We start from the raw sequence: 19,347 nt of genomic DNA on the forward strand, positions 1-19,347 counted from the left end.
TGGTGGCTATGACGGGATTCGAACCTGTGACCCCCGCATTATGAGTGCGATGCTCTAACCAACTGAGCTACATAGCCAACCTTGCTTCCAGTGCCTCGTTGCCTCGTCACTGTGCGGGCCGAATTATGCGTATCTGGCTCTGGGGCGTCAACCCTTTTTTTGTTTGAAAAACCGAATTTGGGTGCGTTTGGCGAGTTATTGGTCGCTGTCGTGCAAAAGCCCAACAATCTGGTTTTTTTTACGACATTTGCCAGCAGATACGAGTCTTTGCCAGTTAAAAAAGAGGCCAGCAAATGCTGGCCTCTCATGGGATTAGACGTTGAACAGGAAGTTGGTCTTTAGTGAGTCTCCATGGGTGTCGTGAAGTCTCATTTTTAAATTTAAGATCTTTGTTATCAAAGGATTAAAGGTTTTTTTGTCTCACTACGTTTCAGGTGGAATCACTGGTAGCCAGGTATTTTGTGTACGCAGTTGTGTACTCAAAATGCTATTGTGTACACAGCTTGAACAAAGGGGGCTAGGGTGGCGCTTAAGACAGATCGGGAAATCGCCAATTTGAAGGCGGAGGATGGCCAACGGCAGGTGGTTGCTGTTGCTAGTGGTGCTGGTGGTGGGTTGTGTATCGAGGTTCGCAGTGGTGGGCGCTCTAAAACATGGCTTTACCGTTATCGTATCAATAATAAGGCCCGAAAACTCACATTGGGCTCTTACCCAGCCATGAGCTTGGCGACTGCGCGGGTTGAGCACGGTAAGGCTGTCGCTTTGGTTAAGGCAGGAGAAGATCCTGCTGCTGTTGCCAAAGCATCCAAAGTGAAGCGGTCTGCTATGCCGACATTTGATGCGTTTTTTGAAGAGTGGTTGGAGTGGAAGCAAGTTGCCAAGCCTGCCCGAGCATCTACCGTTGAAGCCTACCGTCATACTCACCGACTATATATAAGCAAAGCCATTGGTAGTCTGTTACTGAAGGATGTGACGCGAGCAGTGTTGTTTGCTCACTTATCTAAGGTACGAGGGCGCAGTATACAGGCTGCACGAAAGGCACTGACTATCTGTGCTCAGATGCTAGATCATGCTGTAAACCTTGAATTGCTCGAACTAAATCCAGCTCGAACCATTAAGCCATCAACAATTGGGGCTGAGGCACCACCTCCTCGTCAACGCTGGCTTTGTCGTGAAGAGATTGCAGCCTTTTGGCTTGGGTTAAATGAGGGAGGCTATCATCCGGCGCAGGTTAACTGCTTGCGCTTGATCTTGTTGACAGGGGCACGACGTGGGGAGGCGACATCCATGACGTGGGATCAGATTATTGGCAATAAGTGGGTCATTCCAGCCAGTAATGCTAAGAATGGCAAAGAGCATACAATAACTCTTCATCCATTGGCTTTTGATGTGATCGCCTCTCAGAGAGCTATCAGCAGAGGTAGTTCTTGGGTCTTCGAAGCCATTCGTGAACATGATGCGGGACAGGGCCATATTGATGGAAATGCCTTACGCTGGGTGCTTAATAAAGTGAGAGCACTCACTATGCCACAAAGTGAGGCATTTACCGTTCACGATTTACGCCGTACTTTTGCCAGTTGTTGTGCTGAATATTTAGATGCAAACGAAAGTGTTATTGAACTGGCACTTAATCATAGTAAACGTGATCGTCTTGTTGCCACCTACCAAGCAGGTAAAAGGGCTGAACAGGTAACTAGATTGTTTGAGCAGTGGGGGGACTTTGTCTGCACTTTAATAAAACCAGCGCAATACAATCCAGTTAACGTTATTTCATTTGATTTTCGAGGTCGTAATTAATAGTAGCGAGTTAAGCGTTTGCTACATGCCATATTGATATTTTTGAACCTTATCCTTAGTGATGAGTTTATTAAGGCGTTTGAATTTTTATTGTTAAAGTATTTAGGTGAGTTAGATGTGTTCAATCTACATGATTTTTCCCTAAGAGTAACCCTCTGATGAGACAGAGATCTGAGTACACCTGAATGACAGTCTGTTGCTACTTGATCATGTTTTCAATAACTACCTTGTTCTGAGCTATCAGGTTGGAGAGTGGAAGGTAAATTGAACTCATCATTTTATCTTAAAAGGATGCATATCGAGTTCATGGTCGCTGTAAAGTTTAGTGTCTATAGATTTTAAAAAGGCGGACTAGTGTCCGCCTTTTTTTATTTGTTCATATTCTTCTTGTATCAGTCTAATTATTACTTCATTTTTTCTTCTGTCAGTTTTTATGCAAATATCGTCTAGCATGCTAATTATCTTTTCTGGCAAGACAACACTAACCGCTCTTTTCCCATTGTTTTTGTCTCGAAAAGATTTTTGTGACCAAGCCGATTTCATTTTCCTAAGAATCAGTTCTCTGGCTGGTGGTATTTCATTTAGTAGGTCAAATAGTGTAATAATACAATCTTTGATTGTCGACGAATTATCCCTGTTGATGAACCATATCGGAGGTCTATTACTTCCTGTTTTTATATTTTCAAACAAATAACTCCATGCCCATTTATCATCACATTTATCCATCCATAACTTTACATCAACTTTTTGACTTGCAATTTGCCATTTAGTTTTTAAATAAGTAATATCTTTTATTTTTTGTTCGCTAGTCGTATTGAGTATATCAAAAAACGAGATTATGCAGTTTTTTTTGCTGATGTTATTAATTGGGCAAGGGTCAATATTCCAGATGTTATATGGATGAATACTGCGAGTCACTTCAAATGCACCATCTATTCTGACGCCTACATCCATAGTCGAAGGTGACATAAAAGAGAATGTAGTTAAAGAGCGTATGTATGACCATACATAATTGCACAAACGATCATTTTTTGTATCTATCCAGCTGAAATTTGTTTCGTTTATACATTCAGATTTAATGCTGCTTATTATTAATTCTCGTGGGGTAACTTTCCCCTCAAAACTTATAAGCGGAGAGCCAAGTCCACAATTATTTCTTTTTATAAGGATGCTGCTGTTATTGGATAGGTGGCTAATTATCTCCTCATCACTTACTGATAAGGATGTGTCTTTATTTAATAATCTGAGGGCGAACTCCCTTTCTCTTTTGGATAAAGAGATAGTGTTCGGTATTTCTAAACCAGTACCATCATATATTTTTGCCATAACAATATCAGTTCCGAATAGAATTCATTACTAAGTGATTTTATTGTTGTTTTTAGTTGTTTTATTGTTGTTTTCTAACTTATTTTAGAGTGGTTTGCAATGTCTTTGTGTCGCTTTGTTTTCCATTTTACAGGGCAGTGTTAATGTACTTTTGTCCACTATGAGCCTACGTTCTCTGGCTTCGTTGAAGGTAGTGAAGGCCCACTGTGTGGGGGGGTATGGCAGGAATCTCTATCAACGGACAAGTTGATGGGCACTCTATTGGTCATCGCAGTGGTCTGGTAGAGGGTTACCCACGATTTGAGCCGGACGTTAATGATAGGCGCACTGGACTTGCTAAAATACAGCCGCTAGGTAATCGAATGTCTGTACCAATAATTGGGCTCTTGATCCTCTGCGAGGATCATAAAGAGATGCCTTCAGCTGGGGAATGTTGGGGAATGTTGGGGAATGATATCTGGAGCGTTAACGTTGAATACATAGCACAAGTTACATGAAACCATCACACGCAATCACCAATGCAGAGGAATGGCTAGCCTGCTGGTTCGAGTGAAACTCTTCATGTATACCGCATCGTCTCTCCCTGGTAATAGCTATGAAACAGTGAGGTGTAGCACTATTAGGAGCAGTTATTTAGCTTAGCTCCTCAAGTTGGTGCCTCAGATTTGCTAATGAGACGTAGACCTGTGCTTTTTAAATTCTCTCTTTGGTAACGGAATTTGATCAAGAGATATGGGGTTTACGTTTTCTGTTCCGCTATATTTTTACACGAGCACCACGTCCTATGGACGACAAAGGAGCTCATCATGAAACTACTTAAGTTGAAAGATGTCATCGCAATGACATCACTCTCTAAGGCATCAGTTTACCGTCAGATGAATGACGGGAAATTTCCAGCATCAGTCAAGATCGGCCCAAGATCTGTGGCGTGGGTTAGCTCTGAAATAGAGTCATGGATTGAAGAAAAAATAAATCTTCGTTAGGGCTAATTTCTGACGATTTATGAGTTTGAATTTGTTACTCGCTAAGACTACAAGTCTTATTCTATCAGCGATTAGAGTTATTAGGTTGGTTTGACATTCAATTCTTGATGTCGGTAATAGTAATATATACGTTAAGTTAATCAAGTGTGTATGTTTAAATTCAATGGCACCTTCATTGGAAGTATATTTACAGCCTATGAATCTGCCTGCTTGAACCATTCTAAGCAATAGCCATCGCTTATCATGATAGTTTAATTGCTCTATTCCGTATTCAAAGAAAGTACTAATAAAATCTATACACAAACTATCCTGGTGATTACACCAGTTAATAGGCCGTGTTTGAAACATACTACGGCTCTATCCGCAAAATATACCCATCATTATTTAAACCTTCGATGTCTATCAACAATCTATTGGGAGAGTTCAAATGTCTATTTCTATAGAAGAGTATGTTCTGCTTGCTCAGCAGTTCTACGAAGGTCGGAACTATAGCTTTAATGTGGATAATTTAGAGAAAATCCTCTCTGTATCGGAGAGCGCTCTTAAGCATTACCCAAGAGTGTTTGCTTTTCGAGTTGACTTTCATTTTGAACAACACGCTGGCGTTGGAATGTATTTAGCCTTAAAGCCTGAGTCGGGCTCAAGGATACTTAAGGAGTTCTTTTCAAGGCTTAAATGGCTTATTCAGTGCGATGAATCAGAGCGACGTTATGAAGGCAAGAGGATTCATTCGACTGAGATTAGATACGTTTGGGCTAGGGAGCAAACAGCCGATGCTCCCAGTCCTCATTATCACATGATGATTTTTTTGAATAGGAATGCTTACTACAAATTAGGGAACTATGCATCGAAAAGAATGAACCTTGCCAATAAAATAAGAGTGGCGTGGCACAGCGCTGTGTATGATGAAAATATCAATCTGCAAGATTGTAAAAAAATGGGACTGGTGCATTTCCCCGAGAATGCTGAGTATCTCATTGAGCGGAATGATACCGAGTCACTCAAGAAGATGCTTGTGCGGGCAGCCTATCTGGCTAAAAACGAGACAAAGAGGCGCGGAGAAGGGTACCGCTGTTTCGGGGGGAGTAACCTTTGAAGGCTTATTGGTGTTGATAAATTACTTTTACTGCGACTGTATAGGCGACATCTGATCCAGGAGTTTCCGCTCCTGGATCTTTTAAGCCAACCCTCATTTGTTGTCGCGTCAATTGGAGTAACCCATGGTCGCCCATTCCCGCCTTTCACCCCGACCTACGCTATGCAATGTTGGGTGGCGGCAATCGCTAAGTGACGGTCCGTTCAGCACTCTCTAAATAGCTGTTCCGAATAGTAGATCACTGGAGAAAGGGAACTCAGTCCAGTTTGTGCGATCTGATTAGTCGCCAAACAAAACAAGCCACACCCAAAGGACTGAGTTGATGCCTATCCTACCACCCCTGCCACGACCACAACGGCGCCGCATTCACAAAATCATCCATGCCACGCGTGATAAAGGGCATGCTCGTCGCTTGATGGCCATCTTGCTGTTACATGAAGGACGCCCGCTCACTGATGTTCATCACCTTACCGGCGCAGCTCGCTCGACCATTGGTCGTTGGCTTCGGTTGTATCGGGATGAAGGTGTGGGGGCTCTAGAAGCCTTACCGGCTGGCCGTGCCCCGGTCTTACCTGTCGCCAAGATTGTCACCTTACTGGTGCTGCTCATGCAGTTTTCTCCGCAAGATTTTGGTTATCAGCGCAGCCGCTGGTGTACCGAACTATTGGCTATCAAAATCAATCGGTTAACAGGCCTCAATATGGCAGCCTCCACGCTCTGCCGATGGTTACCGCGTATGGGCATTGTCTGGCGAAGGCCCGTGCCGACCTTGCGGATAAAAGACCCAGCCTATCAGGAGAAAATGGCGGATATCGACGCGGCACTGGCCCGCTGTGATGCCGATAATCCGGTGTTTTATGAGGATGAAGTCGATATAGACCTCAATCCCAAATTAGGGGCCGACTGGATGTTCAGAGCGCAGCAAAAGCGGGTTGTCACACCGGGACAGAACGCGAAACATTACCTGGCAGGCGTTCTCCATGCAGGCAACGGAAGAGTGCTTTACGTCAGTGGGATAAAGAAAAACTCATCCCTGTTTATCGCCATGCTGGAAAAGCTGCGTCGCCACTCCCGACGAGCCAAAACCATCACGCTGATCCTCGATAACTACATCATTCACAAAAGCAAACAGACCGAGCGATGGTTGAAGAAGAACCCCAAGTTCTGTTTGGTGTTCCAGCCAGTTTACAGTCCTTGGGTTAATCACATAGAACGGCTGTGGCATAAGTTACGGACTGCTTATTCGGAAGCTCACCATGAGTCAGCGTCAGGCCAGTGCTGTCGGATGAATGGCGGTCGTTGTGGACTACGACGCGCCCACAAAAAAGGAGTGGGAACGACATGGTGTGCACCAATAGCCGTACCAATCGCAGCTGTAGAGGCAGAGCCAATCTCTTGCGAGCATTCAAATGGCGGGAAAGGGCGCTCATCAGTGGCTGAAATATGCCGCTGTTGGATAAATCAGGTACTCACATATATGCAGTTGCCACATGGCGCACGAGAGAGTTGAAATATAATTTCCGTCAAAATGTGATCTTCGTCACACTTCAGTTAATTATTTGAGCTTCGAACATCTCCTTTTTTTGGGGGGGGATGGGCATGAGAAAGGAGGTGGGGTGAATTTTTATTATTTTGACAAGTAAAATCAAAAGCATAGGCTTTTATTTATTTATTTATTTATTTATTTATTGCTTAACTTATTTCTGCCTTTTTCCCTGCCCCTCCCGCCTATAGTGCCCCCAATTAATAAGGACAGCCAGTCCGGACATGCCATATAACGCGCCGATAAGGCGTGTGATGTCGCCTTGGTGGTGATGGTCACCCGCGCTGCGCTTGATGATATCAGCAGGTTATTGGTGCGCTCGTGACGGTATTACGACCAGCCGCACCGGAGATATTAACAGATGCAAACAGGAGTCACTGCGCGATGACGTTGATAAGGCCGTTTCATTGCCAAATTTGTGGGGTGGGCATGCTGTTGGTGAGCCTGTCCGTGCCGGTGGCTGCAACAGAGATGCGGGTGATGACTCAGCGGACGGTGCTGAATGCGACCGCGGTTGCGTCGGTATGTCGCGTGGTGGTGGAGGCGGATGGCATTGGCAATCATCGTCTCTCATTTGGTGTGTACAACAAGGCCTTGGGAGGGGAGGTGCCGGCCAAGGATTTTACGCTGTGGCTCTATGAGGAGGGCGCTACGGTGCCCGGGTGTTCGGCCTTTACGGTGGCGCCGCTTGCCAGTGTGGCATTTGGCGACCCGGGGCAGTTGGATGATGGCGGTGTGGTGACGCGCGGTGCGGGCGAGCGGGTGCGCATTGATGTTCGTGCGACGGATGAGCAGGCCAGCTATCGCGGGCCACTGACGGCGCAATACCGCCAGGTTCAATACCCCTCTGGTTTTGCAGCAGACGGGCGCCTGGCGTTTCGGGCCAAGCCGGTGAATGTCGCGCAGGCCAATGCAGGTGAATACCGGGGCACATTGTCATTTGTGGTGAGTTATCACTGATGGCGAAGCTGAAGAGGGGCTATGAGATGGGCGGGTCGATGAACGGGTGTGTGGTGCGACATGCGCCGTGCGGGGTGGTTTCATCGGGGGTGGCGCACCGGGTGCGGTGGCTGACGCTCATGGTGGCGGTGGCTACGTTGTCGCCGGCCATGGCTGAGGAGAAGCTCGACTTTTCGTTCCTGCAGGGCGGGACTGGATTAACCCCTGAAATGTGGGAGTCCATCAACGGTCATTATGTGCCGGGTCAGTACTTGCTGGATGTGGTGGTTAACGGGGCAAAGCCGGTCAAGCAGCGCCTGGAGATAACGGCGCAAGAGCAATCGGCGCTCTGCTTTCGTGCGGACTGGTTGGCCAAGGTGGGGCTGACCCTCTCACCGGAGTATTTCAAGGATAGCTATCAGGCGGAGCGTGACTGCTACGTGTTAAGTGCGGCGCCCTCCGTGACGGTTGAGCTGGATGTGCCCACTCAGACGTTGACGTTGGGGGTGCCGCAAATAGCGCAATCGTCCAGGCCGGCGGATATGGCGTGGGAGTATGGACACAGTGCACTGCGCTTTAACTACAGCGCCAATATCGGCGTGAATGACGTTGATACCTCGATGTTTGGGTCTGCTGATTTAAACGCCAACCTGGGGCGCTGGGTGGTGAACTCAACGGCGACGGCGTCAGAAGAGAGCACTGATGTCTCCATGTTTACGGCAACGCGCGCGATACAACCCTGGTTGGCTGATTTGTCTGTCGGCAAGACCTTTGTTGGTGAGGATTTGCTGGGTGGTGCCTCGATATACGGTGCGATGCTCGCCAGCAACAACAGCATGCGTGCAAATGACCTGGGTTATGCCCCGGTGTTTACCGGGGTGGCAAACAGCAACGCCCGGGTCACGCTGACGCAATCTGGCAGCACGATTTATTCGGAGGTGGTGCCACCGGGACCGTTTGCCATTCGCAATGTCACCCTGCTCAGCAGTGGTGATGTGGAGATGGTCATCACTGAGCGAGATGGTTCGCAGCGCCGACAGGTGTTTCCGTTGACCGTGATGAGCGGCATGGTCACCCCGGGGGAGCATGAGTTTTCAGTGGCGGCTGGCACTCGGGATAACAGGGAGAGTGACTACGGCGCTGACGGGGCAGTGGCATCGCTGGGCTATGGCTATGGCTTTGACAACCTGACGTTGCGGGCGGGCACGCTGTTGCACCGGGATTATCAAGGGGTGAGTGGCACGCTGACGACCAGCCTGGGTGAGGTGGGTGGTGTGTCGCTGGGAGGCGCTTGGTCGCGGGCCAAGTATGACGATGGTGTGACCGAGCAGGGGGCGCGCACACAGCTGTCCTGGAACAAAACCTTCACCAGCACCGGGACAGGCGTGTACGCCAGTGCGGGGCGGCGATTGTCAGACCAGTTTACCGAGTTCTCCTCGTTCAGTCCGAGCCGTGATGGCGGATGTGATGCGGGATATAGCGAGGGGGAGGATGTGCTGGACGATGCGTGCCTGTTGGGTGGTGCCTACTGGCGTGCCGAGCGGGTGAGCCGCAATGAGTTCAGCTTGGGGGTCAGTCAGTCACTGGGTGGGCGATTTAACGTTGGCCTGACCGGTTGGCATCGCGACTACTGGCGTGAGCAGGCTACCGAGAGTGGGCTTAGCGCCAACCTGGGGGCATGGCTCTACGGGGCCAACGTGTCACTGGGGGGCTCGCTGAGTCAATCTCGCGATGGCGAGGGGGAGAGTCGCAATAACTGGTCTGCCTCCCTGTCGGTCTCCATCCCCTTCTCGCTGTCGGAGCGTCGTTACAGCACGTACACCACCCTCACCACGGGCAAGCAGGGTGGAGTGGGGGTGACAACCGGGGTGTCGGGCTCACTTAATGACCGCTTCAGTTACAGCGTGGGCGGTGGGCGAGGCAGTGATGGTGACGCGCAGAGCAATATCTCGGCAAGTTACGTCGGAGACAAGGTGGGGACCAGTGCCAGCATTACCCAATCGGGTAGCGGCACCACCGGCTCGGCCACCATCACCGGGTCGGTCCTGGCCGTGCCGGCGGCTGGCGGCGTGATGTTGAGTCGTTCGGTGAGTGACACGGTGGCGGTGGCCAACATCAAAGATACGCCCGGTGTGAAGTTTTTCTCCGGCGTGGACAGGTCAGATGATAACGGCAACGTGGTGATACCGCTGACCAGCTATCGCCAGAACACGGTGACCGTGGATGCGGGCACTCTGCCGCAAAATGTGGAGCTGGGGGCTACCAGTCAAACCTTGGTGCCAACCGGGCGCGCGGTCGTCTACCTGCCCTTTGAAACATGGACTGTGCATCGCTACTTGCTGCAGGTGCGCCAGCCCGACGGGGCATTTGTTGCAGGTGGTACATGGGCGAAGGATAGGCAAGGGACGCCGTTGGGGTTTGTGGCGCAAAACGGTGTGCTGCTGATTAATGCAGTGAACAAATTAGAGGATGTCCAGCTGGGTGAATGTGTCATTTCAGCTGCGCAGATAAAAGAGAGCGAACGGGTACAAGAGGTGATGTGTGAATAACGGTAAATGGCAAACGCAACAAAAGCGACCGGCTCGCTGGGCAATGACGCTGTTGGCGGCGGTGATGGCAACGGGGGTTGCGCAGTCTGCTCAGGCGGCGCTCTCCATGGACCAGACTCGCTATATCTTCACAGGCGACAAGGAGTCGGTGACGGTCACTGTGACCAACGAGAGCAAGAAGACCTTCGGTGGTCAGGCGTGGGTGGACAACATCATTGAAAAGGACACCCGCCCCACCTTCGTGGTGACGCCGTCGTTTTTCAAGCTCAAGGGGGAGGGTAAGCAGGTGCTGCGCGTCATCCAGGCCAATGACCTGCCGCAAGACAAAGAGTCGGTCTACTGGCTCAACTTGCAAGACATTCCGCCCGCCATGGAGGGGAGTGGCTTGGCGGTGGCGTTGCGCACCAAGGTGAAGCTCTTTTATCGGCCGGCGGGCTTACTGAAAAACCGCAAAGGGGCTGAAGCAGGACTCACCCTGTCTCCTCGTCCGGGCTCGATGGCGCTGGTCAACAGCACCCCCTACATCTTTGCCATCAGTGCCGTCGCTGATGCCAACGGCAAGGCGCTCACCCTGGCACCGGAGTCGGCCGAGAAGTTGCTGATGTTTATGCCGGGGGATGCAGTGGCTGTGCCGGCCGGGGTGGCCAAAGTGGATTCGGTGGATGACTACGGTGCGGTGCAGACAGTGACCCTGAGTGGGTCAGCCAGCAGCAAATAGTTGGTCAGTTAAGTGATGCGCTGATGGGTGAGGAACCGCTCACCCATCACGAAAAAAAGGGGGGTGAGATGAAAGCACAGATGTTGTTGGTGGCCATGTCGGTTGCCATCGCCATGCCCTCGGCCATGGCCGCGCCGGTCGAGCGAGAGAAGGTTATCCACCTGGGGGCGGTCAATGGTGCCATCAATGGCAACCAGGTGGTGGAGGTGGTGCGCACACTGCCTGACCCGGTGCTGTTTGAAGCAAACCGCAGCGATACCGACGACATGCCGAGCTATTTGGTTGTGCGTCAGGCCATCGCTAACGACGGGGCCGGGGGGGATGTACTGCTGCGCCAATCTCGCCACGTCATCACCCCTGCCGGTCAGCCTGCCCAGTTGGCGTTGGCGTACTCCGCTCGGTTGTGGGTGGATGGTCAGGCGGCAAATGCCACCTGGCAGCAGCGCGGTGAGGATGTGGTGATTGGCTTGCCGCAAGGGGCGCAGACCATCAGTTTGCGCAGTGACAGCCCGGTCACACTGCAACTGCCCAAGGGATACCGCGGTGAGGTGTCATTGGTGCTGGAGGTGGAAGGGTGGCGCACAGACCCTTAAGGAGAGGGCACCCTCAGGTGGCTTGAACAAAAAAGCTGCCTGCGGGTGGACTGGTTCCGCCGGGAGAAGGTGGCTTGGATGCCAGTCACACATGGCATTTGGGCGTGTAACAGGCGCGCATGGTGCGCGCAAATCTAAGAGGTATATGGAAATGAGCATGAACAAAACGTTGTTGGCTGTTGCGCTGGCTACTGCAGGACTGTCTGCCAATGTCATGGCGCTCTCGTTTACTGACGGTGATTTCAACGGCAGTGTGGACATCGGCGGCACCATTACTGTGCCTACCGCCACCAACCAGTGGCAGTGGGCCACCGGCAGCGGACTGGACACATTCACTCACTCCGTCACGGTCATGACCAATGGCTACAAGACCCTGACCATTCCGATGACAGCAGACACCCCGCTGCTGGTCGGTCAGACCAAAGCAGCGACCGTGGGTGCGGTGGGTGGTGTTGGTATCACGCCGCGCATCAGCCTTATGCAGGCTGATGGCACCACGCCGGTCGCAATTACTTACAAAGGCACTGCTGATGGTAAGGGAGATATGACTCTGCCGGTGGTCGATGGTGCCACCCCCACTAACGTGTTGGGCTCTGCAGTTGTAAATGTAAAAGTGGCGGGTTTGGGAGTTTATCGTTACAACGGGGTTGTTGGTGCGACTTCTGGCCATGACAAGGACGGCCTCTCTGCGTTCCGTGGGGCGATCCCGACTGCGATCGGAGCAGCAATACCGTCGGAGGTTGGCGCATCCACTTGGATCGCATCTCTTGGTGGTCATGATATATCTGCATTAACTGGCCAGTTAACAACTCTCTCAGGGGTGGACTCAAGCGTTATCACTGAGCATAACGGAGTTTCAACTGTAAGCATGGCGTACCCTGATGCTATTTATAGTGGTGCCTACGGCCTCGGTATTGCCTCTGGCGATAATATCGTGGTGAATTTCACCAATCCTGTGGCTGCTGAAACCCAGTGGAAGGCTCGGTTGAATATTGCTGTGACCTATCTGTAATTACAAATAATTAAATTTTATTTCCATTTTTTTTGTTTTGTCCGGCCTGTTTGTCTCCCTTCTTTATATCGAGACCAGGCTGCGTGGTAAGGCAATATATTTGCTGATTAGACTCAATCAATAGACATATGGTGATTAACATGAATAAAAAATTACTTGTGATTGCGTTGGCTGCAGCGGGGCTGTCCGCTAACGCTATGGCTCTGACCTTTAATGATGGCGAGCTGAATGGCGGTGTCGATGTGGGTGGCACCATTACTGTCCCAGTGGCGACCAACCAGTGGCAGTGGGCGACCGGCGATGCGCTGTCTGCGTTCTCGCATAACGTGGTTCAAATGACCAATAACTACAAGACGCTGACCATCACGATGGCAGCAGATAGTCCGCTGCTGGTCGGCCAGACCAAGGCTGCGACGGTTGGGGCGGTGGGTGGTGTTGGTATCACTCCGCGTATCAGTCTTATGCAAGCTGATGGTACCACTCCCGTCGTCATTAACTACGGTAGCACAGCAAACGGCAAGGGAAGTATGAGTTTGCAGGTGGTGGACAGTGCGACCCCTACTACCGTGCTGGGTTCTGCGGTTGTGAATGTCAAAACCGCGGCGCTTGTCTCTTTTCACAACGCTGGTGATCCCTATGTCGTTATCGGTTCTCTGGAGCAAGTTGTCGACTCACCTTTCGGTGCTGCAGCTCCTATGGACAGAAGTAGCGCCATGCCGGTGGCTCAGGCTGATTCGTGGGTTCTTGCTTTAGGGGGGAAGGGGGGCGATGTCCAAGTGGCAGATGCCAATACATTGATGGGCACATCCCTCCCGCGTGTAAATGCGGCTGACGGTTATTCGAGAATGTCGTTTGGTAATCCCGGTGCTACTTATGGTGGCGCCTACGGCCTTGGTATTGCCTCTGGCGATAATATCGTGGTGAATTTCACCAATCCAATCACCGCCACCACCAACTGGAAGGCACCGCTTAATGTTGCGGTCACCTACCTGTAATTCGTTGGGTGAATTGCTTGCGTTTTGTCGTTGATTTTCCAGTGTTGACGTAAATTATTCCTTGCGCCCGATGGGCGCAAGGAATGTCAACGGGTGGGTGTTTGATGTGCTGTCACCGTTGGGAGTGTGCTGATTTTTCTTTATTCCTGTGGTGTGTCGATGTGATGACTGATGAGAGATTGGGTGTGCTCGGTAATAAAGAAAAATATCGCAATATAATTATCCAGTTAGAGGCCGGGTGTCCGGTTGTGTATTTGCGGTGCTCTTACGATTACGAGGAGAGGAAAAGGACATCATGACCCGAACAGCTTGTTTATATGCATTATTGCCCTTATTGGCCCTGGCTGCTACCAGTGATGCCGCGCGAGCAGTAGTGCTGGATCAGGGGGAGATAGCCTTCGCAGGGTACATCGTGGATGAGGGGCCGCGGTGGGTGTGGCAAATGGCCTCGTCCGATCAGGTCTGGGATGTGGATACTGACGATGCCCATGTCGATGTCAGAGGATGGCAAATTTTCAGCTTGTCTGGACGAGGGAGCTTGCCGTTTTTGGAGGGGCACTTGCGCAAGGTGGCTGAGCGGGGTGGGGTGGGGATGACACCATCGGTGACGTTTTCGGCTAACGGGGTTGTGCTGTCAACTGGTACGGGGCCGCTGGTGACGCGCACGGCTATCCCGGTCAAGGATGTGCAGACCGGGGAGGCTGTGGGGCAGTTGGCCTTTACTCTCGAGCAGGCCTTGGTGGTGGCTCAAGGGCGGGGGGCGCCTGATGAAGCGAGCGCGGACCGCGACTTGGGTCTTGCTGGCATGGCGCTGGTGACCGAGGCGGTAAGTGGTGCTCCGGGGCCGACATTGGCGGCGCGCCTGAGCACCCTGATGGGAATGAACGAAGGGAGTGCTCAGGTGAGCATGCCACTCACCCTGCAGGGGGAGCGTGTGTCACGTCAGGTGTTGGCTGACAACCGCGTGCCGATGCTCGGCGGGGCTTATGCTTCCCAGTTGTCTGATTTTGAGTTGTCATGGCCTCAAGAGTCCGTGCCAGCGCAATGGCGTGCCACGCTCAATGTGGCTGTTACTATCCAGTAAACATCTGGTGCGCGAGGGGAAATGATGCGATCTAATGCAAACATAATGCTATCTGTGCTGGTGTTGTTGGGGATGAGCACTGCAGCCTTTGCGCAGTGGCAGGAGGGTGATTTTAGTGCCGAGCTCAGCTGGCAAGGTAGTGTCACGCAATCGCGAAACCCCTGGATGTGGGCGCAGGGCTCCTTGAGTGCACCGGTTGACCTGGATGTGACTCAGGCATACAGGGCGGGCGACTTGTTGCAATGGCGTGACTTGCTCGTTCAGACGCCACTGTTGCTCGGCAAGACTGAGCGATTGGTTCCTCAGGGGCGGCCGGGCATCATGCCTGTGATTGACTATGGGCATGGCGTATCGGGTATCAGTGTTGTGTGGGCGGACAATGGCGAAGCGCGGGTGACGATGCCCATTAATGGTGGGGATGGTGAGTCACAGCAGGGCGGTACTCTGACATTTTCACTGCGGGTCAATGCTGCGCTGGTGTCAACCCAGGAGGGGGTTCGGCATTCACATAATGCGGTTGCAGGGGGGGATTCTCCCGGCAATGGAATGCCGCCTGCCCGTGTTGCTCAGCCAACGGCGCTGGCGATACCCGCCTTGCGTGCGCTATTTGGCGCTCACGCACCCTCCTGGTTAGCGACAGAGGTGCCAGTGGGAAAGGCGCTCCCCATGACAGCGTTAAGTCAGGCTCAGCATCAAGCGATAGGCGGGGTGTATGGGGCTGAGATAATGGCAGGCAGTGGTGTGCTCAGTGTTGCCGTTGGGCAGGTGCCAAGTCGCTGGCAGGTATCGTTACCGATACAAATCACCTATCTCTAGCGCGGCAGCGTATCGCCGGGTTTTATTTAATTATTAGCGGGTGTGATGGCCAAATATAGGACACTGCCTTAATTGCGACATTAAGCATAACGCGTTCGATAGGCGTTGGTTTATCCCGTTCGGCTTGCAGTGGCTATATGGCCATCTTTTGTTTTACCGGTTCATCTTATCGCGATACTTGCTGCAATGAGCCTCTTTGTTGGGATTAACCACGGCGTGACAGGTGGTTGATTTGTCATATTCGCATCATTGGGATAGTTGAGTGAAATAGCGTCGTCTTTGGCGCGGTGTTGGGAGGTATGTTGTGCAACAGGTGGGTGCGGCTGCATTGCTGAAGGAGGAGTCTGTATCATCTCGTTCGCGTCGTCATCCTCCTCGCTATAGCGAAATTGCGCAATGGATTTATGAGCAACGGCGCTGGGTGACCCGGCGAGAAATTGCGCAGCAGTTTGGGTTAACCCGTGCAGCAGTGGCCAGTTATTTGAGTGTGATTGCAGCTAGGCGGCCTAGCGTTGGTCTTCAGCAGAGCCAGGCGCACAACCGGGGTAGTGTTTCTGTGCGCGTCATGGCCAGTCCGGATATCTGGAGCGAAGGGATCGTGTCTGCGCAGGGTGTATCGCTACACCCGGTTCCCAGTTCGAGTGAACACGCCCGCTGGTTGGCATTGGTGCAGCGACCGTGGTCGGAGTTGGCGGATGATGAGCGATTTCATGGGGTGTGCCTTCGTGATGTCAAAGAAGGGCTGGTAACGCAAATGAAATAAGGGGGGCGTGATGTCAGAGGAGTGCGAAGAGCTGCTTGAGTCGGAATGGGAGGGCGATGCTGACGAGGACAAAGAGTCGTCGGGAGACCGGGAGGCGGTATATCTGCAGGTGGCGCGATGGGTGCAGGATCAACCCCGTTGGGTTAACTTGCCTCAAATAATGAAAGCATTCGGGTTATCCAGAACACAGGTTTATTCCCATATCGTTACGTTGCGCAAGAGATTTCCGGGCTGCCTGGAGGAGAAGCGTGAGCGTAGAGGGACGCACAACATTATATCGGTGCGCATGATTGAGGGGTGGAGTATCCCCAAGCCATCTGAGCGCAAGAAGCCGATTACTTGCCACTATTTGCCTTCAGTAGAAGGGATGGTGGTGCCAATCCCAAAGCTCCGTGAGCATTGTTGCTGGTTGCAGCTTATACAGCGCCCCTGGAGAGAGATGCGCCTCACGCGCAGTGAGGTGGAGCAAGTTTTGCGAACTGTTAAAAAGGTCAAAGAGGGAACTGGTGGGGGCGATAATCAAAGCGTGTCTGATATATGTGGGTATCTTTAGTGTGGCCATTATCTTGCTGGTCTTTAGTCGCGGCTAAGCTAACGTATATAAAATAAAGCCGCACGTCATTGTGCGGCTTTTGGTGTCCCTGAGAGGACATCGCGGCAGTCCTTTACCAACAAAGTTACGTTAACATAGTAACTACGCGAATATCTTGATTGTAAAATAATATAAAATTAAAACATTGTAATACTTATGGCATCGTTCATGGTGGCGGTTATTGTAAGGGGTGATGGAGTAACAGGATGGCGCGTCGGAATGAGGTGAGAGTGAACTCACGAGACGGTGAGGTACGATTGCGTGATGCTATTAATGCATGGCGACCTGACAGACCCCGACGCCGGTTGGTAAAGCACGGAGGTCTTGCCGTGGAAGGTCGCGATACCTTGGTAGAGCAATATATTTCTCTGCGTGAAGAGGCGATGCGCAAGGTTTCAGTTGTGTCGATGACTGCTCAGATGCAAAGTTTGCCATCGCAGTTATGCAACCTACGCTCATATTGGTGATATGAGTTCATCAATATCAGAGTGCTGCTGTATCATCTGCCGTTATTGTTATGCCATATTGTAAATATCATGCCAATTTTCAGTTAATGGTACTGCCATCCAGTTTTTGCAACCGATTTTTGTGCACATAAAAAAGGCTGCGGGGCAATCGCAGCCATTGAAAGTGCACGAATAACACGCAAAAGACATACCCATACCAGACAAGGTATATCGGAACATTCAGGATAATGGTGTTCCATCGGCATAATAACAACAAACTCTGGCACTAACTACGTAAATAGTATTGTTTACTAATATTTAAATTTATTATTATTTATATGTTTCAACTTAAGAATCCTGTGACATTTAGATAGAGCTTTCCATGAAACTATTTTGCTACTTCGAATCCCCCTTTGAATTAGAACGTGTGTTACTAGAGAGGGGATGGTATCTCGATTGCAATCACGCACTTAGAAAACACGATGCAAAGATTGTGATTTATGGATTATCTAAAAATAATACATGGCTGGTTCAGTTTGAAACTGAATGCCAGGGGATAATAGACTGTTTAGCGCCCTGGACAGTGATGAATGAGCGTGTGCAACATGAAATGGATATTCAATTAGCGCACGTATAGTGAGTGCTCATCGATGACTTGTCAGTATGACATTGAGCTCAGGTAGCTGCGGCATCGTGATAAGCCACCTGACAGGCAAGGCTAATGGCCAGGGAAGGCGCCGCATCAACTTTATACCCATCAGGTGGCTGCGTAGCATATCAGCTCTTTTTTACAAAACCGTCCCGTCCTGAATATGGTTTACACCTTTCCTCCCAATAAATGGAGAACCCGATGGGACAAGGTGTGAAACGGACACAGCGCGATTACTCGCTGACTTTTAAACTGGCGCTGGTCGAGCAGATTGAAAAAGGCGAGCTCACCTACAAACAGGCTCAGGTGCGTTATGGCATTCAGGGCCGCTCCACCGTTCTGGTATGGTTGCGTAAACATGGTCGGCAAGATTGGAGCCAGGGGGCTTCTGTTCGTGCCGGCAGGAGCATCACCATGCCTGACCCCGACAACCAGACGCCCGAGCAGCGTATCAAGGAACTCGAGCAGCAGCTGGCGCTGATGAGCCAGAAGGCCCAGTTCTTTGAGGCCGTCGTCGATGTACTGAAGAATGACTACGGCGTCTCCATCGTAAAAAAGCGACCCGGCAAGTCCTCTCGCAGCGGCAAGTCGAGAGGCTGAGCATTGTCAGGGCTTGCCTGTTTCTGGGGATAAGCCGGCAGGCTTACTACAAGCGCAATCGGGTTGCCGACGAGCGCCATGCACAGGGATTGCAGGTGGTGCGCTTCGTGCGTCAGGTTCGACTGCGACAACCGCGGGTCGGCACTCGCAAGCTGCATTATCTGCTGCAGGGTCAGGATGATGGCGGGCTCAAGGTAGGGCGTGACAGGCTGTTTCAGATATTGGCCGAGCACCGCCTGCTGGTGCTGCCCAGGCGGGCGTATCACAAGACCACCCACAGTTTTCACCGTTTCTACCGTCATCCCAACTTGCTCAAGGCGGGGCCAGAGCAGGTCACACCGGTAGCACCGGAGCAGGTCTGGGTCGCAGATATCACCTATCTGCCAGCCAGGAGCGGGCCGCTGTACCTGAGCCTGGTGACGGATGCGTACTCACGCAAGATAGTGGGTCATCACGTGCACGAAGGGATGCACGCCGAATCGGTGGCGATGGCGTTCAAGAAAGCGCTGAAGCAACGGTGTGGCGACGGTGAACTCATCCATCACTCAGACCGCGGCGTGCAGTATTGCTCTGGGCTGTATCAGTCATTACATGAACGGTACGGAGTGAAATGCTCGATGACGGATGGGTATGACTGTTACCAGAATGCGTTGGCGGAGCGGGTGAACGGGATTTTGAAAGGAGAGTTATTGTTGCAAAGCCCGCATGATTTGACGCAAGCGCAGGAAATTCAGGAGCTCAAGCGTAAGGGGGTCTCCAAACAACTGCTCTTAGGAGTCCAGAAATTATTAGTTTCATATAGAATCAGTTGGTTTTATATGAAATGTTTTTTTGATTAAAAACAGT

At 51.2% G+C, this 19,347-nt stretch carries 13 protein-coding genes, 1 tRNA gene and 2 pseudogenes; 14 read left to right on the top strand and 2 right to left on the bottom strand.

The features are described from left to right. Positions 1 to 77: transfer RNA gene (locus tag OKB87_RS10185), tRNA-Met, on the bottom strand. A 445-nt stretch (positions 78 to 522) separates the two neighbouring features. On the opposite strand from OKB87_RS10185, the gene OKB87_RS10190 reads away from it, so the two are divergent. Further along, entirely contained in the window at positions 523 to 1,797 is a 1,275-nt protein-coding gene (locus OKB87_RS10190; RefSeq protein WP_068982117.1) for a tyrosine-type recombinase/integrase, read from the top strand. A 351-nt stretch (positions 1,798 to 2,148) separates the two neighbouring features. Here the strand turns inward: OKB87_RS10190 and OKB87_RS10195 are convergent, their stop codons facing one another. After that, entirely contained in the window at positions 2,149 to 3,123 is a 975-nt protein-coding gene (locus tag OKB87_RS10195) for a hypothetical protein (protein WP_139118884.1), read from the bottom strand. An 806-nt stretch (positions 3,124 to 3,929) separates the two neighbouring features. On the opposite strand from OKB87_RS10195, the gene OKB87_RS10200 reads away from it, so the two are divergent. The 13 genes and pseudogenes from OKB87_RS10200 to OKB87_RS10260 form a co-directional block, all read left to right on the top strand. Next, the gene (locus tag OKB87_RS10200; protein ID WP_042011383.1) at positions 3,930 to 4,106 is read left to right on the top strand and encodes a helix-turn-helix transcriptional regulator; all 177 of its coding nucleotides are present in this window, start codon (positions 3,930 to 3,932) and stop codon (positions 4,104 to 4,106) included. Between the two features lie 427 nt (positions 4,107 to 4,533). Then, positions 4,534 to 5,202 carry an inovirus Gp2 family protein gene (locus OKB87_RS10205; protein WP_270827330.1) on the top strand — a complete coding sequence of 223 codons (669 nt, stop codon included), beginning with the start codon at positions 4,534 to 4,536 and terminating at the stop codon, positions 5,200 to 5,202. A 322-nt stretch (positions 5,203 to 5,524) separates the two neighbouring features. Then, positions 5,525 to 6,457, top strand: a pseudogene (locus OKB87_RS10210) (IS630 family transposase); the annotation flags it as partial. A 672-nt stretch (positions 6,458 to 7,129) separates the two neighbouring features. Next, a complete protein-coding gene (locus OKB87_RS10215; protein WP_270827331.1) occupies positions 7,130 to 7,705 on the top strand; it encodes a fimbrial protein in 576 nt (191 codons plus the stop codon). Next, on the top strand, positions 7,705 to 10,233 hold the full coding sequence (pefC, locus tag OKB87_RS10220; RefSeq protein WP_270827332.1) for a PefC/AfrB family outer membrane usher protein: 2,529 nt from the start codon (positions 7,705 to 7,707) through the stop codon (positions 10,231 to 10,233). Before OKB87_RS10215 ends, pefC begins: the two co-directional genes overlap by 1 nt. Next, positions 10,226 to 10,951 carry a fimbria/pilus periplasmic chaperone gene (locus OKB87_RS10225; RefSeq protein WP_270827334.1) on the top strand — a complete coding sequence of 242 codons (726 nt, stop codon included), beginning with the start codon at positions 10,226 to 10,228 and terminating at the stop codon, positions 10,949 to 10,951. Before pefC ends, OKB87_RS10225 begins: the two co-directional genes overlap by 8 nt. A 68-nt stretch (positions 10,952 to 11,019) precedes the next feature. Further along, positions 11,020 to 11,544 (top strand): DUF5462 family protein, encoded by a 525-nt coding sequence (locus OKB87_RS10230; protein WP_270827336.1) that lies wholly within the window; start codon positions 11,020 to 11,022, stop codon positions 11,542 to 11,544. A 151-nt stretch (positions 11,545 to 11,695) separates the two neighbouring features. Then, entirely contained in the window at positions 11,696 to 12,556 is an 861-nt protein-coding gene (locus OKB87_RS10235) for a hypothetical protein (protein ID WP_270827337.1), read from the top strand. 140 nt (positions 12,557 to 12,696) lie between these two features. Next, complete coding sequence (locus OKB87_RS10240; RefSeq protein ID WP_270827338.1) at positions 12,697 to 13,551, top strand: hypothetical protein; 855 nt, start codon at positions 12,697 to 12,699, stop codon at positions 13,549 to 13,551. 295 nt (positions 13,552 to 13,846) lie between these two features. Further along, positions 13,847 to 14,635: a fimbrial protein gene (locus OKB87_RS10245; protein WP_270827339.1), complete on the top strand. Its 789-nt coding sequence runs from the start codon at positions 13,847 to 13,849 to the stop codon at positions 14,633 to 14,635. Between the two features lie 45 nt (positions 14,636 to 14,680). After that, the gene (locus OKB87_RS10250) at positions 14,681 to 15,451 is read left to right on the top strand and encodes a hypothetical protein (protein ID WP_270827340.1); all 771 of its coding nucleotides are present in this window, start codon (positions 14,681 to 14,683) and stop codon (positions 15,449 to 15,451) included. Positions 15,452 to 15,755: 304 nt separating this feature from the next. Further along, the gene (locus tag OKB87_RS10255; protein WP_270827341.1) at positions 15,756 to 16,214 is read left to right on the top strand and encodes a hypothetical protein; all 459 of its coding nucleotides are present in this window, start codon (positions 15,756 to 15,758) and stop codon (positions 16,212 to 16,214) included. Between the two features lie 1,888 nt (positions 16,215 to 18,102). Then, positions 18,103 to 19,232 (top strand): annotated as a pseudogene (locus OKB87_RS10260) (IS3 family transposase); the annotation flags it as partial. Positions 19,233 to 19,347: the final 115 nt, after the last annotated feature.

This window comes from Aeromonas sp. Y318-1 (assembly GCF_027706125.1).
Lineage (GTDB): Bacteria > Pseudomonadota > Gammaproteobacteria > Enterobacterales > Aeromonadaceae > Aeromonas > Aeromonas hydrophila.

Excerpts from the sequence above, each read along its gene's own strand:
- OKB87_RS10195 (WP_139118884.1), bottom strand. The coding sequence starts at position 3,123 with ATGGCAAAAATATATGATGGTACTGGTTTAGAAATACCGAACACTATC.
- OKB87_RS10200 (WP_042011383.1), top strand. The coding sequence starts at position 3,930 with ATGAAACTACTTAAGTTGAAAGATGTCATCGCAATGACATCACTCTCT.
- OKB87_RS10205 (WP_270827330.1), top strand. The coding sequence starts at position 4,534 with ATGTCTATTTCTATAGAAGAGTATGTTCTGCTTGCTCAGCAGTTCTAC.
- OKB87_RS10215 (WP_270827331.1), top strand. The coding sequence starts at position 7,130 with ATGACGTTGATAAGGCCGTTTCATTGCCAAATTTGTGGGGTGGGCATG.
- pefC (WP_270827332.1), top strand. The coding sequence starts at position 7,705 with ATGGCGAAGCTGAAGAGGGGCTATGAGATGGGCGGGTCGATGAACGGG.
- OKB87_RS10230 (WP_270827336.1), top strand. The coding sequence starts at position 11,020 with ATGAAAGCACAGATGTTGTTGGTGGCCATGTCGGTTGCCATCGCCATG.
- OKB87_RS10235 (WP_270827337.1), top strand. The coding sequence starts at position 11,696 with ATGAGCATGAACAAAACGTTGTTGGCTGTTGCGCTGGCTACTGCAGGA.
- OKB87_RS10240 (WP_270827338.1), top strand. The coding sequence starts at position 12,697 with ATGAATAAAAAATTACTTGTGATTGCGTTGGCTGCAGCGGGGCTGTCC.
- OKB87_RS10245 (WP_270827339.1), top strand. The coding sequence starts at position 13,847 with ATGACCCGAACAGCTTGTTTATATGCATTATTGCCCTTATTGGCCCTG.
- OKB87_RS10250 (WP_270827340.1), top strand. The coding sequence starts at position 14,681 with ATGCTATCTGTGCTGGTGTTGTTGGGGATGAGCACTGCAGCCTTTGCG.